Annotated in this window: 12 protein-coding genes; 8 read left to right on the top strand and 4 right to left on the bottom strand. The window is 56.0% G+C overall.

The features are described from left to right. Window positions 1–8 precede the first annotated feature (8 nt). The 3 genes from KP814_RS10040 to KP814_RS10030 all read left to right on the top strand — a co-directional run bounded on the left by KP814_RS10040 (window position 9) and on the right by KP814_RS10030 (window position 3,886). Complete coding sequence (locus KP814_RS10040; protein WP_216736651.1) at window positions 9–479, top strand: DUF2269 domain-containing protein; 471 nt, start codon at window positions 9–11, stop codon at window positions 477–479. A gap of 599 nt (window positions 480–1,078) precedes the next feature. Further along, entirely contained in the window at window positions 1,079–3,061 is a 1,983-nt protein-coding gene (locus tag KP814_RS10035; RefSeq protein ID WP_216736650.1) for a S9 family peptidase, read from the top strand. A 312-nt stretch (window positions 3,062–3,373) separates the two neighbouring features. After that, window positions 3,374–3,886, top strand: coding sequence for a M23 family metallopeptidase (locus KP814_RS10030; RefSeq protein ID WP_216736649.1), 513 nt, complete (start codon window positions 3,374–3,376; stop codon window positions 3,884–3,886). A 73-nt stretch (window positions 3,887–3,959) separates the two neighbouring features. Here the strand turns inward: KP814_RS10030 and KP814_RS10025 are convergent, their stop codons facing one another. The 3 genes from KP814_RS10025 to KP814_RS10015 all read right to left on the bottom strand — a co-directional run bounded on the left by KP814_RS10025 (window position 3,960) and on the right by KP814_RS10015 (window position 7,900). Continuing rightward, a complete protein-coding gene (locus tag KP814_RS10025; protein WP_216736648.1) occupies window positions 3,960–5,213 on the bottom strand; it encodes an OmpP1/FadL family transporter in 1,254 nt (417 codons plus the stop codon). 350 nt (window positions 5,214–5,563) lie between these two features. Then, window positions 5,564–7,063, bottom strand: coding sequence for a trypsin-like serine protease (locus tag KP814_RS10020; protein ID WP_216736647.1), 1,500 nt, complete (start codon window positions 7,061–7,063; stop codon window positions 5,564–5,566). Window positions 7,064–7,354: 291 nt separating this feature from the next. Further along, on the bottom strand, window positions 7,355–7,900 hold the full coding sequence (locus KP814_RS10015; RefSeq protein ID WP_216736646.1) for a DUF1439 domain-containing protein: 546 nt from the start codon (window positions 7,898–7,900) through the stop codon (window positions 7,355–7,357). A gap of 60 nt (window positions 7,901–7,960) precedes the next feature. Here KP814_RS10015 and KP814_RS10010 point away from each other — a divergent pair, with 60 nt between their 5' ends. Both KP814_RS10010 and KP814_RS10005 read left to right on the top strand, forming a co-directional pair. Then, on the top strand, window positions 7,961–8,401 hold the full coding sequence (locus KP814_RS10010; RefSeq protein ID WP_216736645.1) for a GNAT family acetyltransferase: 441 nt from the start codon (window positions 7,961–7,963) through the stop codon (window positions 8,399–8,401). Between the two features lie 93 nt (window positions 8,402–8,494). After that, a complete protein-coding gene (locus tag KP814_RS10005) occupies window positions 8,495–9,052 on the top strand; it encodes a DUF1439 domain-containing protein (protein ID WP_216736644.1) in 558 nt (185 codons plus the stop codon). Window positions 9,053–9,080: 28 nt separating this feature from the next. Here the strand turns inward: KP814_RS10005 and KP814_RS10000 are convergent, their stop codons facing one another. Next, on the bottom strand, window positions 9,081–10,070 hold the full coding sequence (locus KP814_RS10000) for a LysR family transcriptional regulator (protein WP_216736643.1): 990 nt from the start codon (window positions 10,068–10,070) through the stop codon (window positions 9,081–9,083). Between the two features lie 178 nt (window positions 10,071–10,248). Between KP814_RS10000 and KP814_RS09995 the strand changes: the two genes are divergently transcribed. From KP814_RS09995 to KP814_RS09985, 3 genes are read left to right on the top strand one after another with little or no spacing between them, the layout of a single operon-like run. After that, on the top strand, window positions 10,249–11,535 hold the full coding sequence (locus KP814_RS09995) for an efflux RND transporter periplasmic adaptor subunit (protein ID WP_216736642.1): 1,287 nt from the start codon (window positions 10,249–10,251) through the stop codon (window positions 11,533–11,535). 12 nt (window positions 11,536–11,547) lie between these two features. Then, window positions 11,548–14,721, top strand: coding sequence for an efflux RND transporter permease subunit (locus KP814_RS09990; protein WP_216736641.1), 3,174 nt, complete (start codon window positions 11,548–11,550; stop codon window positions 14,719–14,721). Continuing rightward, window positions 14,714–16,156: an efflux transporter outer membrane subunit gene (locus tag KP814_RS09985; protein WP_216736640.1), complete on the top strand. Its 1,443-nt coding sequence runs from the start codon at window positions 14,714–14,716 to the stop codon at window positions 16,154–16,156. The genes KP814_RS09990 and KP814_RS09985 overlap by 8 nt, the downstream gene beginning before the upstream one ends. The last annotated feature ends 25 nt before the right edge of the window (window positions 16,157–16,181 follow it).

Genomic DNA, 16,181 nt, shown 5'->3' with positions numbered 1-16,181 from the left:
GTTGTCGTATGGAGTGGTATCCCCTGGTCAAACTGATTCATATTCTTTCCTCCACCTTGCTGTTTGGTACGGGATTGGGGACGGCGTTCTACATGTGGCGGGCGGACTGTAGCGGCGATGTGCGGGTTATCGCCGTAGTGGCTCGCAACGTGGTGCTGGCGGACTGGCTGTTCACCACTCCGGCGGTGATCATCCAGCCGTTGACCGGTTTTCTGATGCTGCATTGGTTGAATATTCCATATAGCACGCCCTGGATAGGGATAAGTCTGGCGCTGTTTGTCCTGGTGGGATTGTGTTGGCTGCCAGTGGTCTGGCTGCAGATAAAGGTCGCCCGCGGAGCGGAAGCGGCGGTGCGGGAGGGGACAGGATTCAATTATCCCCACCGCGCTTATATGCGTATCTGGTATGCGCTGGGTTGGCCGGCCTTTATCGCCGTTATGGGTATTTTCTATCTGATGGTGACCAAACAGGGCTGGTGACAAGGCGTTGGCGCGCTGACGAGTGAAAAGGCGAGGGATTGCGGTTAATGCTTGGGTAAAAAATACGGAGTCTCCGTATATCGGTCTGATCTTTGCTAAGCTTTTGAAAAGAGTGGAATTATCATTTTACCCCGTTACAATTGCGATGAGGCTGGGGACATCTTCCAATCGTTGAGGATGGCGCGAAGGAACAGTCCCAGCAGTCAGCTTCTTGTTAATAGTGAGGCGCATGGATGCGCCTGCGCGGCGCTTTGCCGCGGGAGACAGGACCAGCATGTGCAGGCCCTGTCGTTGCAGACAAACAGAAGGAGGCTATTTGTCTGCCTGGTTAATGAAACATGATGTCGGTCAGATGGGGACGCGAACGGCGACGGCCCGGAGACCGGGGAGGAAGGAAATCTCTCCCTGTGGGATGCGTACGTAATATTGTGACCGCCCACTGAGCAGTGACGAATGAGTTGTTAACGTAGTAATGGATGCGACGACCCGGTCCAGGTTAGAAGTTCGCAGTCTGCGGTTTACGTTCCCTTTGTAGACGGTTGGATATCTCCGACGCGTCTTACCGATGATGTCATATCACAACAAGAAGGGAATGATTTATGAACATGGATCAGGAAAAGTCAGGCGAACGTCTGGCTTTGAGGAAAGTTGTCGGCGCTTTTTTTATCACCGCCATGATATCCGCCCCGGCCCTCGCCGCAGACCTCGTCTGCGCTTATGGCGACGGCCAGACTTTTCTCAAATGGAATGAAATCAACGATCCCAGCGTCCGCTATCAGATATATCGGGGAACGCAGCCTTTTCAGGTGGATCAAGCTTCACAGACTGTATTAGTGGGAGACGCCGAGCTGCTCGGCGATGCCGCATTCGCTTCAGGGTTGAATAAGCGAAGGTCGGGACGACCATTCCTCACGCCGTTCTTTCCGATGACCAAAGGCGAAGGCCTGTATGTGCACACGATCAGGCAGGATACCGCCACCGCTTATTACGCCGTATTTCCCAATCGCGGCGGTCAGCGCCTGGAGTCTGTAGAGGACGTCTCCTTCGGTTGCGCGGTCAGTAATGAAAGCGTCGCGAAAACCGTGCCTTTTCTGCAGGAAAACGTAGGGGGCGTACGATACTTTACTCATTGGGGCGCGCACTATGACACCGCCGTGCAGAAAGCCTTCTCCAACACGCCCAGCTCTCCATTCACCTTTGGCATTGAAGGCGATCTCAGCAAGACCGGCCAGCCTTTGTTTGTCGGCTTCCACCCGCGCCGGGCGGACCCGACCAAGACCCCTGAATTTGAAGTGAAGCCAGGCTCTTTTGATAATCCCGCCGAGGATGAGATTGTCTACTATCCGGAAGACTTCAACACTAACCTGCTCGACGCCTGTGGCGGAGACGACACTCAACCTTCCTGTGAAAGAGGACCGGTAGAGTTCGTGAATGACTTCTGGTACGGCTATCCTGATCGCCTCGGCATCCGTAATTGCAGCGCGCAGGAACTGCCTCGTAATAGCAACGGACAAGTGATTATCCGCGATTACAGTCGCCAGCGGGTGCTGCATATTATTGGCTGGCTGAAGGGGTTATTGGTCAAGAACGACGGCGAACTGAAGTCAGTCATTGATCCTGACAGAGTGTACGCCGGCGGCTATTCCATGGGCGGTATCGGCGCTCTGTTCACGGCGGTGGCGTCGCCGGACGTCTTTGCGGCGGTCATGGCCAGTGCGCCCAAATTCAATTTCTCCGCTTCCTACAGCGAGCAGTCCGACCAATGGGATATTGGAGAAACCGAGCGCTGCTACGGCGATCATTTATGGGGGGATATGCCTTCCAGTACGGTATTTGTCGACCCGGATGGATTATGGATTTACGACCGTCTGAACCTGAATTATCTGGTGGATCATGCCCGCGTAGACTTACCGATTATGTATGTCATCAATGGTAAGAACGACAACGTCGTCAGTTGGGATGAAAAACCGGAGTTCTACCAGACGATGGAAGCCAATAAGCAGTTGGGCTATTTCTTTTGGGACCAGCGCGTCAAAAACGGTAAGACCCATACACCCGTGGGCGGCGAGTGGGACCCCATGATCGACTTCTCCACAATTTACGCCTATCGCAAGAACCAGAGTTACCCGGTGTTCACCCATGTACAGGGCGCGGATAATCCTGGCTCCGGTTCGCCGATGGACGGTGACGCAGTGGGCGTGCTCAATGGGTATTTGACGTGGGAGACGCATACGATTGTCGATACGCCTGTGCGTTTTCGCATGACGCTGAAGCTGCGCAGCCTGCGTAAGTGCGTTCGCTTTAACCCGGAGCGGGAGTGCCTGCAGATGGGCAGGGCGAACGCCCCTTCCAGCATTGTGACGGCGGATGTCAGCTTACGTGGTCTGCAGAGTTTCGAGGCGGAACCGAAAGGCGTTTATCTGTATAAAGCGACCAATCCGGACAACCCCTCTGAAATCTATCAGAGCGGGTTGGCCAAAGCGGATCCAAATGGTTTGATCACCATTGAAGGGCTGCAGATCCGCGACGCCGGCGTCACCTTGTTTCTTGGCAAGGCCGAAGATTCTGGCTCACGGCCTTAGATCTTAACTTCCTCTCTTTAACGTCGCCGTATTGCGGCGGCGTTAACTCTGACGCTCTCTACTTTCAGTTGCGCCTGGTCTAGGGACTTTGTAAGGTCTGCGCTACTATCCTGCTTCGCGACCTAGGGAATCTCTGAAAAACTACCTGCGTTGCCATTGCTGCGTCAAAAGTCGGCTCAAGATGCTCATTTATTTACGATAAACAGCGCTTTTTCGCCGACTTTTTCCTTGCACTGGCGGCCTCGCCAACGTTTTTCAGAGGTTCCCTGGCTATCGCCAGTGAAGCCGCCTAAATGTAACCGGGAACGACTTGTGAAAAAGAAACGCGCGCTGTTAATTCTGTTGGGAATATTCATTGTCTGGATGGCGGCGCCGGAGTCTCCGACCATACCGGTGCAGGGAGCGACCAGTAAAGACTGGCATCCCAATGCCTTCTGGTACGAGCCCTGGGGTAAATCAGGCGTGCATAAGGGGATTGATATTTTTGCTGACGCGGGAACGCCGGTAGTGTCGCCCACCTATGGTGTGGTGGTGTTCCGCGGCGAACTCGGTTTGGGCGGGAAAGTCGTGGCGGTGTTGGGGCCAAAATGGCGAATACACTACTTCGCTCACCTTAAAGATCAGTCAGTTTATCCCGGTTATCTGGTGCGCACGGGAACGAAGGTAGGATCTGTGGGAGATACCGGCAACGCAAAAGGCAAGCCGCCGCATTTGCACTACTCGGCTGTGACATTGCTTCCTTACCCATGGCGAGCGGACGACGCCATGCAGGGCTGGAAGAAAATGTTCTTCCTTGATCCCAATGAAGTATTGGACGTGAAGTAAGGCTGCAGTCCAAGAGAGCGAAAAGAGAGAAAGAGGTAAAGCGCCTGTGAGACAGGCGCTTTGAAGGAAGGGATTACAATACCCAGTTCAACTGTACGGAGTACAGGTTGGCGTCACCTTCGGAGGAGCCGTTGAACTCACCTAAAGTGGACTCTTCAGACAGGTAAACCTTGTCGCCGTTCAGATGGGTATAACCTGCGTCTACGCTAAGATTAGCATTAACTCTGTAGGTCGCTCCGATGCTGTACCACATACGGTCTGCATCAGGGATGCTCAGGCTGCGATTCTCTTCCGCCACAGGCGTTTCGTCGAGGGCCAGACCTGCTCTCAAAGTCAGGTTGCTATCGACATCATAAGTTGCGCCGAGGGCATAGCGGATGGAATCGTCCCAGTTTTCTTCTTTCAGTACCTTGTCAACACCGCTGTTCAGTTTAACTTCCAGGTTATCGAAGTTCTCCCAGCCCATGTAAGTGACGCTGGCGTGAACGGCGAACTGGTCGTTTATACGTTGGAACAGAGACAGCTCAGTAATGTCGGGCAAATCTACAGTTAACGAACCGCTGTCGTTAAATGCGAGGATTGTGTCGGACTTAATGTCACCTTCCAGTTTGATGGACAACTTGGAGCGATACGCCAGGCCCAAGCGGGTATTCTGGCTGAGGTTCCAAAGTACGCCTGCATTCCAGCCCCAAGCATCGCCGTCGCCGGAAAGGTCTACGTTTTTGGCTCGAGCCAATCCAGGAACCCCATCAGGAACAGTAGATAAAAGCTCCGCCTCGGCTTTTACGTAGTTAATACCAAAGCCCAGGCTGAATTGGTCGCTCAGCTTGTAAGCGATGCTGGGATTGATATTGACGGTAGTGATGCTGGTTTTGTTGGCGATATCGCTAGCGCCAAAACCGTCGCCGTAATCAGTCTCCAATCCGAAGTTTGAGAATGCGCCGATACCAACAGTTACTTGATCATTCAGCGGGTGAACGAAATAAACTGCTGGGACTAAAGCGCTAGGCGCCGCACTGTCTTTGCCTGCATCGCGAGAGGGTAGAGGGAGTCCTGTGAAACTTCTTTCACCATCAACCTCAACGTTAGGATCGATATAACTCAATGCGCCGCTGAATGTGGTTTTTTCAATCAGCGACATTGCCGCCGGGTTGGCCGCCAGTACACTGGCGTCATCGGCGATTGCTGCTTCGCCGGCGTATGCCCGGCCCATACCTGACGCGCTGTGCTCCACAAGTTGGAAACCTGCCGCCAGGGCGGAATTACTCAGCGCCAGCGCTGCGCCAGTCACTAGAGATCTAACTACTTTATCTTGAAAGTGCTTCATCAATTTCCACGCTTTTTTTAGATTTTTTACGATGTCGTGTAACGGGCGATTTACCCGTCTCTTGAAAAGAGAGGATACAGGGTAGGCGTGAGGCCCGCTTCCGCCAATTGGCGTAAATTACCGTGGCTGTTTGTTTTTTAGGCGTGCTGCCCGAGAGGGCGCGTGGTTGCTGGGTTTTGCTAAAACATTAATTTTGTTAATTTTTATTAACTACGCCTTTTGAACTACCTAAAACGTGGCGATGCAGGGGCGAACGGCTGCACTCTTCCCGCAAACTTGCGTATCGGAACAGGGCGCTAACATGAGAGATGGAGGAGAAAAGGCGGCGCTTGGGCGCCGCCTTAGAGAGATTATTGAGAGGTCCACTCCAGGGTGACGCCGCTGAAATCGGTGTAACCGCGCAGGCTCATGAACCATTCGCCGGCTGAAGGGTTAGGAATGTCGCAGGACTCGTTGTTGCCGTCTTTATAGGGACGACACTGGAAACGACTGCCGCTGGGCTGTCTGCCCTTGCGCACGTACAAGTCTGCATCGCCACTGCCGCCGGAAATCTTAACGGTCAGTGTGGATACGCCTTCTGGAATGACGTCGCTGAAATGCAGCCATTCGCCAGAACCGCCGCTCAGACCACTTTCAACGCCATTGCCTTCGCTGCCGTCTCCGTTGTCTCCGCCGTCATCACCGCCGCCGCTGTATGAACCGGTCAGGCTCAGTCCGCTGTAGGCGCTGTAGCCCTGCAGCATGACGTAGTATTTGCCGGGCTTAACAGGCAGATCGGAGCAGGTTTCATCATTGCCGTTTTTGTAGGGACGGCAGTCATAGCTGGAGGAAGTCGGCTTCTCGCCCGCCTTCACGTAGAGGTCGGCGTCGCCTGAGCCGCCTGCAATCTTGAAGGAAATGTCGCTGGCGCCAGCAGGCACATCCAGCACATAGTATTTCGAGCTGCCGGCGGAACCGCTCAGATCCGTCAGGGCTTTGCCGTTGCTCAGGCTGGTGGCGTCGCCGTTATCTCCGCCATCATCGCCGCCGTCGTCTCCACCGTCATCCCCGCCGGTATGAGTGTTGATCCAGCTGGCGAAGCTGGGCACCGCCGTATAGACGCCATACTTGTTCGGCCGCGCACAGCCATCGCCCCAGCTGACGACGCCCAATTGCCGGAATTCGCCCGCCTGGTTGATGAACAATGGACCGCCGGAGTCGCCCTGACAGGAATCTTTGCCGCCCTGTTTGAGGCCTGCGCAGACGTTATGGTCATGGATATTGCTGCTGCCGTAGGCGCTGCGACACTCATCCAGAGACACGACCGGCACATCTACTTTCTGCAGAGCGTTGGGAGAATTGCCGCCTTCGGACGTATCTCCCCAGCCGATGACTGTGGTCATGAGGCCGTCATAGATATCGTTGGGCGCGCCCAATGTGATGCGGGTGTATTTCTCGTCGATTTTTTGCGCGACTTTCAACAACGCAATATCGTTTTGCATGGTGTTGGAGTTATAGCCCGGGTGATTGATGACTTCCGTCACCTGAATGACCTGGGCGTCGCTCATGTCGTTCTGACGATGCAGACCAACAACCGCCTTGAAGCTGCTGGCGGAGCGTCCGGATGTACAGTGGGCGGCGGTGAGGACATAGTAGTCGCTGACTACGGATGCGCCGCACCATTGTCCGCCGTTGTATTGCAGATACACCATGAACGGGAATTCGCCTTCAGACGCTTCTTCTCCGCCCACGATTTTCGCGGTAATGCTACGGTAGGATTCAATATTGTCGGGACCGCTGGCGTAGACATTGGCGGCGAACGTCAGTCCGGTCATCATCCCTACAAGCAGGGGTTTTTTGCACAGTTTCATTGTCGATTCCATTGCATGAGATTGTTTTAATTAAAGAGAGCTTTTTCTTAGTTGTACTGATTGCTCCCCGTCGGCTGTGCACCAAGGCGAGAGGGGACTGCGCTCCCGCGGCTCCTTTATATTTATTGGTGTTCAGATAATAAACCATACATCCACCTCTGAATGCCTTCAATTCGGTCGAATGTCTTAGGTTCAGGGGTCTATGTCAGGGTCTTATCGGCTTGGCCTGCAAATCAATATAGCGGTGAATTTGAGACTATGTATCACCTGTATAGCCTAGGCGCCGCTGACTCAGGTCTCGTAGTTTTGTCGTGAGGCCCGAAAGCGCACGCGCAGCTTGCCGCGACGCACCTCGACGTTCTTCACCAGAGCGCGCGCCAGTCGGTGGCGAAGGCTGTCCACGCGGAATTGGAAAACCGGAGCGCCGGCGACATAACGGGATAGCGCAATACGCACGGCGGCGCGGGCTGGCTTGAGGTAGCGGCCGGGGATGGGATGTAGCTGTAGGTCGGTGATTTGCGGGTCGAAGAGATAAAACGCGCCTTCCTGCGGCGAGTAGGAGAGAACGCCCTCCATCTCCACGACGCCAGTGGAGATAAAGCCGCCGGGAAGTTGCAGTTCCACCTTCGCTCCCACGGCGATGCGATTGCGGGCGTCGTCCAGGCGCACCCAGGGATCATGCAGCCTGACTCCCAACAGGTATTTTCTGGTTTCAATAGGGAAGTGCGCGGTGAGATAGCGCTGCAAATCCAGCTCGGTCAGGGCCAGCCTGTAAGCCAGCGCTCTGACGATGCTGCGACTGATTTTATAAGTCCACGCGAGCCTTAAATTTTGCATACCGCTGCTGATTATGTTGTTTTAAGCGCCATGTTCAATCCCCGGCGGAGACGTTTGATCATGGTAACCAGTAATGAGTCTGAACTGATAATAAGAACTTTCCAGTTGAAAAATGAGGACGAGGTCGTCGTTTTATGGGAAAAATGCGACTTGGTGCGCCCCTGGAACGATCCGCGCAAGGATATTCATCGCAAACTTAAAGTCGATCCTGATTTATTTCTGGTGGGAGAGTGGCGTGGACATCCGGCGGCGACGGTAATGGGCGGCTACGAGGGGCATCGCGGCTGGGTGAATTACCTGGCGGTGGACCCTCAACATCAGGGTTCGGGCTGGGGGCGCGCATTGATGGATGAGCTGCAGAGGCGTTTGCTGGCGCTGGGGTGTCCGAAAATAAACTTACAGATTCGTAAGGATAATCTGGCCGCCATCGGGTTTTATACTGCCCTGGGCTATTTGGAGGATCAGTCCATCAGCATGGGCAAGCGGTTGATCCCGGACTGATTCATCGCCCTGCGGATGACGCGGATATACGCTATTGCTCCCCGCGTCGGCATATTGCAGGATGGACGACAAAGAACTCTGGAAATAATCCACATGAAAAAACTGTTTTTACCGATATTGGTTTTGATGTCTCTGTTGAGTGGTTGTGCGGCGTTATCGCCTTTCAGCATCAGCGAGGCCACACTGGAGAGTTACATGCAGGAGCAGGTGAGTCGCTACGACCGCCAGCAACTAGAATCCGGATCGCCACTGTCATTGGCGCTGGATAAAGTGGATGTCACCCTGGGGCCGGAAGACCGTGATGTAGCGGTGTTGGAGCTGAACGGAGAAGTCGCGGTCAACGCGCTGATGGCGAAACTGCCGGTGGGCGTTTTCCTGAAAGTAGAGGGCGCGCCCTATTACAACAGCCAGGAGAAGGCGGTGTATATCCGTCGCCTGCGCTTGCTGGACAGCCGTATTGACTCCCCTTACTTCAAGGGCGATTTCAAGCCCGTGACGGACAACGCCATGCGCTTCCTGGCGCAAATGCTGGAGACCATGCCAGTGTACCGCCTGGATGACGCTAACTTGGCGGGACAGTTTATGTCTCTGACCAATATGGATTTGAAAGTGGCGCCGGGCAAACTGGTGTTCGTACCTTCCGACAAGTAATTTCCGTCGGACTGGCCGCCTCGGGCGGTCAGTCCATGATGGCTGCTTCCCCTTCCGCCTCGACATCATTCCATTGATGTAAATGACACACCTGCGGACAACAGCTTGGCAGGTATTTAAGCCACTCGGCGATAGTGAAAAACTTGATCTTCTCTCTCAGCCACAGCACCCCGGGATCACGATCATGGCGGGCGTGCCAGATCATGGACACGGGGGTGGGGCGTATCTCCAGAGGCGGCTTGGTGACATGCAGCGATCCGCATTTGGCGCCTTTGGCGATCACCATATTGGGAACGACGGAAATCAGGTCGCTGCCTTCCAACAGCGCCGGCACAGAGGCGAAATGATTCACCGTCATCGCCACGCGACGACTCAACCCCTGCTGGCTGAGCGTAATATCGACGAAACCGGTGGCTTCTCCTGTTAAAGACACCAGCAAATGATCCGCCTTCAGATATTTCTCCAGGGTCAGCGGTTCTGCCGCCAATGGATGGTCTTTGCGCATGGCGCATACATAATCGCTTTCAAACAGAAAATCGTTGCGGAATGAAGTGCGGAACTCCTGCATCACGCCCACGATAATATCCACTTCACCGTTGGTCAGGATACTTTCCGAGTTATTGCCGTTGGCGGGAACCGCATGCAGGTCAATGTTAGGCGCTTCCGTTTCCACCATTCTGCGCATGGGCAGCCAGATAAGATCCGTCGTGATGTCGCTCATGCCCACGCGGAAGCGTCTGCGAGTTGACGATGGGTCGAAATCCTGCGGGTTGACGGCGTCCTTCAGTTGAATCAATGGGCCGCTCACCTGGTGCCATAGACTGAGCGCGTGGGTGGTGGGCTGGATGCCGCGCCCGTTTTTCACGAACAAGGGGTCGTTCCAGACCTGACGCATACGCGCCACCGCATTGGACACCGCCGGCTGGGTCATGGAAAGCCGCTCCGCCGCGCCGCTAATGGAGTTCTCGGTCATGATGGCGTCGAAAATAACGAGCAAATTCAAATCTATATTACGCATATCGAGCCTTCATATAAAAATTAATGATGTATCGAATATCAAATATAAATTAGACGATATCAATGATTGCGAACAGAATGCAAGCATCGCAAAAAACCTGAGGCGCTAACGGAGCTACTGACAGCAGGTTGTCAGTAGAGGCCGGTTATTGTGCGCCTGTCAGTCAAAGGAGCTTGTCATGAAATTTTCCAGATCTCTCATTCTATACGGAGCGGTAGTGTCGGCGGCAGTCCTGTTGAGCGCCTGCCAGCCCGCTGAACCTCCACAACAGCAAGGCCACGCTATGGCGCCGCCAATGGTGGACGTCGCCACCGTGCTGAACGAGCCCGTTACGGAATGGGACGAATTCACCGGTCGCCTGGAGGCGACGCAAACAGTTGAGTTGCGCCCGCGGGTGTCAGGTTACATCGATAAGGTAACCTTCGAAGAAGGCGCGCAAGTCAACAAAGGCGATCTGCTGTTTGAAATCGATCCTCGCTCTTTTCAGGCGGAAGTGAATCGCTTGAACGCTGACCTGGCCAGCGCCGAGGCGCGCCTGGAACTTGCCGATCGCGATATGAAGCGGGCGCAAAGCCTGAAAAAGCAGAACGCGATTTCCGTAGAGCAGGTGGACAGCCGCGAGAGCCAGTTGAGTCAGGCTCGCGCCCAGGTGCAGTCTACTCGGGCTGCGCTTGAATCGGCCAAGTTGAATCTGAGCTTCACCAAAGTGACGGCGCCGATTGCCGGTCGCGTCTCCCGCGCTGTGATTACTGAAGGCAACTATGTGCAGGCTGGTCAGAGCCTGCTCACCACGCTGGTGTCCACGGATAAGGTTTACGCCTATTTCGACGCTGATGAGCGCACGTATCTGAAATACCGCGATCAGGTCGCCCGGGGCGATCGTCCCAGCGCCCGCGACGGCGATAACCCTGCGCTGATGAGTCTGGCGAACGAGCAGGACTATTCTCATACCGGCTACATCGACTTCCTGGATAACCGGGTAAATCCCGAGACTGGAACTATTCGTGGACGGGCTGTGTTCGATAACCAGAACGATGAATTCACGCCGGGTCTGTTCGCTCGCGTCAGAATTATCGCCAGTGGCCGTCATGAAGGCATTCTGATCAACGATCGCGCCATCAATACGGACCTGAGCAACAAATTCGTGCTGGTGCTCGGCGAAGATAACAAGGTGACCTACCGTCCAGTGGAGCTGGGTCCGAAAGTGGATGGCCTGCGTCTGATCCGCAAGGGGCTGCAACCTGGCGAGAAAATCGTGGTGAATGGTCTGCAACGGGTGCGTCCCGGCGCTGAAGTGACGCCGCAGGAAACCGCCATGGCGGAGCCCGCTGCGCTGGAGCGCTTCTACGCGCAACAACAGATCGTGGAAAAATATTTGACGGAGCAGGCCCGTCTGGAAGCGGCGCAAGCGGCCGCCCCGGCGAAAGCCTCTCCCAACGCCGCACTGGAACAGCCTCGCGGCTAAAGGTAAGCAGTTATGAATCTGTCGCAATATTTCATCCATCGGCCCATATTGGCCGGCGTGCTGTCGATAATGATATTTATCGCAGGCGCACTGGCGGTGTTCGAGCTGCCTATTACGGAATATCCCGAGGTGGTTCCACCCACGGTGGTGGTGAACGCCACCTATCCCGGCGCCAACCCCAAGGTTATCGCTGAAACTGTCGCCTCGCCGTTGGAGCAAGAGATCAACGGCGTGGAGAACATGCTCTATATGTCTTCCCAGGCCTCTTCCGACGGCCGTATGGCGTTGACGGTGACCTTCGCCTTGGGTACAGACCTGGACGAAGCGCAGGTGGACGTGCAGAACCGCGTCAGTCGCGCATTGCCGCGTCTGCCCAATGAAGTGCAGCGTCTAGGCGTGACGACGGAGAAATCCTCGCCGGACCTGACCATGGTTGTGCACATGGTGTCGCCGGATAACCGTTACGACACGCTCTATCTGGCGAACTACGCCACCTTGAACGTGAAAGACGCGCTGTCGCGAATTGAAGGCGTGGGCGCAGTACGTGTGTTCGGCGCCGGAGATTACTCTCTGCGCATCTGGCTGGACCCGGAAAAAGTGGCTGCGTTGAATCTGACCACCAGCGACGTGCTGCAAGCCATTCGTGAACAGAACCGCGCGGTGGCGGCGGGCACCCTGGCGGCTCCGCCATCTCCCAGCGCCAGTGATTTCCAGTTGCTGATCAACGTGAAAGGCCGCCTGGAATCCACGGAAGAGTTTGAAAACATCATTGTCCGCGTCGGTCCGAATGGGGAAATGACCCGTCTGAAAGACGTCGGCCGCGTGGAGCTGGGCTCCAGCACTTATGCATTGCGCTCTTTGCTGAACAACAAGCCTGCTGCGGCGTTGCCGATATTCCAGCGTCCTGGCTCCAACGCCATTGAAATTTCCGACAACGTGCGCGCCACCATGGCGGAATTGAAGAAGTCGTTTCCGGAAGGCGTGGACTACTCCATCGTTTACGATCCTACGGTTTTCGTAAAAGGCTCTATCAAAGCGGTGGTGCAAACCCTGCTGGAAGCCATTCTGCTGGTGGTTATCGTTGTGGTGCTGTTCCTGCAGACCTGGCGCGCCTCGATTATTCCATTGGTGGCGGTGCCGGTATCCCTGGTGGGCACCTTCGCAGTGATGTATCTGTTCGGTTTCTCTCTGAACGCGCTGTCCTTGTTTGGACTGGTGTTGGCCATCGGTATCGTGGTGGATGACGCCATCGTGGTGGTGGAAAACGTCGAGCGTAATATCGAGCTGGGCATGACGCCGGTGGACGCCACCAAGCAGGCCATGAAAGAAGTGACCGGTCCGATTATCGCGACCTCTCTGGTGTTGAGCGCGGTGTTTATTCCTACTGCGTTTATTTCCGGGCTGACCGGGCAGTTTTATAAACAGTTCGCGTTGACCATTGCTATCTCCACGATCATTTCAACCATCAACTCCCTGACCTTGAGTCCGGCGTTGTCCGCAGTGTTGCTGAAGCCGCACGGCGCCAAGAAAGATCTGCTGAGCCGCATGATCGACGGCCTGCTGGGACGCTGGTTGTTCGCGCCTTTCAACAAGTTCTTTGCGAAGGCCTCCAATGCCTATACCTGGGGCGTGAAGCGCATCATTCGCGGCGGTCTGGTGATCCTGGTGGTGTACGGCGGTCTGATCGGCCTGACCTATCATCAGTTCCAGACCACGCCCGTGGGCTTCGTGCCGCAGCAGGACAAGCAGTATCTGGTGTCCTTCGCGCAGTTGCCGGACGCGGCCTCGCTGGATCGTACTGAAGACGTGATTCGGGAAATGTCCGCCATCGCGCTGAAGCATCCCGGCGTGGAATCCGCTGTCGCATTCCCTGGTTTGTCTGTGAACGGTTTTGTGAACGCCCCTAACAGCGGCATCGTATTCGTGACGCTGAAGCCCTTCGAGGAACGTAAGGACCCCTCTCTGTCCGCTGGCGCTATCGCAGGACAGTTGAACGGCGAATACAGCGCTATCAAGGAAGCCTTTGTGGCGATATTCCCACCGCCTCCGGTCATGGGGCTGGGCACCATCGGCGGTTTCCGCCTGCAGGTCGAAGATCGCGCCAGCATGGGCTACAACGAGCTGTATGCGCAAACCCAGAATATCGTGCAGAAAGCCTGGGCGACCCCTGGACTGACTGGCCTGTTCAGCAGCTTCCAGGTCAACGTGCCGCAGATCGATGTGGATGTGGATCGCGAGAAGGCCAAGTCTCACAACGTGTCTCTGAACGATGTGTTTGAAACCATGCAGGTCTACATGGGCTCGCTGTATGTGAACGACTACAACCAGTTCGGCCGCACCTATCAGGTGAATGTGCAGGCGGAGGATGACTTCCGTCAGGAAGCGGATCAGATCAGCCGCTTGAAAGTGCGCAACGGCCAGGGTGACATGATTCCTATCGGTTCCTTTGTGAACGTCACTCATACGGCGGGTCCGGATCGGGTTATGCACTACAACGGTTACCCCACCGCGGAAATCAATGGGGCGCCGGCGCCGGGCTACAGCTCAGGTCAGGCCCAGGCGGCGATCGAAAAGCTGCTTAAAGACGAGTTGCCCAACGGCATGACCTTTGAGTGGACCGAGCTGACCTATCAGCAGATTCTGGCGGGCAACACGGCAATATTCGTCTTCCCGCTGGTTGTTCTGCTGGTCTTCCTGGTGCTGGCGGCGCAGTACGAAAGCTGGTCGTTGCCATTGGCGATTATTCTGATCGTACCGATGACGTTGTTGTCAGCCATGACCGGGGTGATTCTGTCCGGCGGAGATAACAATATCTTCACCCAGATTGGACTGATCGTACTGGTGGGACTGGCGACCAAAAACGCGATTTTGATCGTGGAGTTCGCCAAGGAGCGTCAGGATGCGGGTCTCAGTCTGATGGACGCCATTCTGGAAGCCTGTCGCCTGCGTTTGCGTCCGATTCTGATGACGTCTCTGGCGTTCATCATGGGCGTGGCGCCATTGGTGTACTCCAGTGGCGCCGGCGCGGAAATGCGTCACGCCATGGGCGTTGCGGTGTTCTCCGGCATGATCGGGGTAACGATCTTTGGATTGTTGCTGACGCCGTTGTTCTATCATCTGATTCGTCGCTGGGTGAAAAAGCGCGATCCACAGGACGTAGCGCAAGGGGAGGCGGCTCATGCGTAAGGCGAAGTTTTTCCTGGTCTCCGCGCTGACTCTGGCTATGGCGGGATGCATGACAGTGGGGCCTGATTATCAGGCTCCGGAACAGCCTGCGGCGCAATTGCAGACGTTTAATCAGCAGCAGTTCGACTTCCAGCGTATGGAGGAAAACTGGTGGGGACAATTCAACGATCCCCGTATTGAGAAACTGGTGGATCTCGCCCTTGCTGACAACCATGACATCGCCAAGGCGCGGGCCAATGTGAAGGCGGCTTACGCCGCCTTTGACGACAGTCGCGACGACCGCTTTCCGAAAGGCGGCGTGGGCGCCGATTACAGCGCCTCGCGCGCCAAGTCGGCGCCGACTTTCTCTGACGCGGCCAAGGTGGAGCAGTATTCCGCTGGAGGCAACCTGAGCTGGAATCTGGACTTCTTCGGCCGCGTGACGCGGCTGATCGAAGCGGCGGAGGCGGAAGCGCTGTCCAGTGACGCGGCGTTACGCAATGTGCAGGTGGAGATCATCGCCGAAGTCGTCCGCGTCTACGCGGACTTGCGCGGCGCCCAGGCGCAGATTCAAGTGGCGCAGCGCAATCTGGAGAATCTGAAATCCGTCGTGGATCTGACGGAAGCCAAGTACAAGACGGGCGTCGGCGCAGAGCTGGATGTGGTGCGCAGTAAGGCGCAGTATGCCGGTGCTCAAGCCACTCTGGCTCCGTTACAGGCGCGTATCGCCCGTGATGAATATCGGCTGGCGGTGCTGACTGGTTCCGAGCCCGGCAAGCTGGCGATGGACTTGAGTTATCAGCCCATTCCCCAGGTGGCCACGGCGCTGGCTATTGGCGACCCCGCGACCTTGTTGCGTCGCCGTCCTGACGTGCGCGTCGCTGAACGGCGTTTGGCGTCGGCCACCGCCCGAGTTGGCGTGGCGACGGCGGACCTGTTTCCCAAGGTGGAGATGACGGGTTTCCTGGGCTTTATTTCCGGCTCCGGCAGTGAACTGCTGAAATCCTCCTCCGGCGCCTGGTCCGTGGCGCCCAGCCTGAACTGGGCGGTGCTGGATTGGGCTTCTCTGAAGGCGCGGGTGCGAGTGGCCGAGGCGCAGAACGAGGCGGCCCTGGAAGACTATCAACAGACGGTTCTGCGGGCTTTGGAAGACGCACAGCTCAGCTTTGTTAATTATCATCAGAGCCAACAGCGTTATCTGCACTTGCAGGCGCAGGTGGAGAGCAGCGCGCGGGCTCAGGAAATCGCCCAGGCGCAATACAAGGAAGGCTTTATCGACCTGCTGGTGTTGCTGGACACGGAGCGCACCCGTCTGGCGGCGGAAGACGCAGCCATGCAGGCGGAGACGGATATCATGAAAGGCGTTGTGGAAATTTACCGCTCTTTGGGCGGCGGCTGGGAAGCGCCGGCGGATAATGTCGCCGCGACCGGCTCGGAGGCGTTCACACGAGGCTAGCCCCCTGTTTTCTGCGGCCATCTGA

Origin of the sequence: Hahella sp. HN01, assembly GCF_018986435.1 — a bacterium.
GTDB lineage: Bacteria > Pseudomonadota > Gammaproteobacteria > Pseudomonadales > Oleiphilaceae > Hahella.
This window is presented reverse-complemented; position numbering and strand designations above follow the sequence as displayed.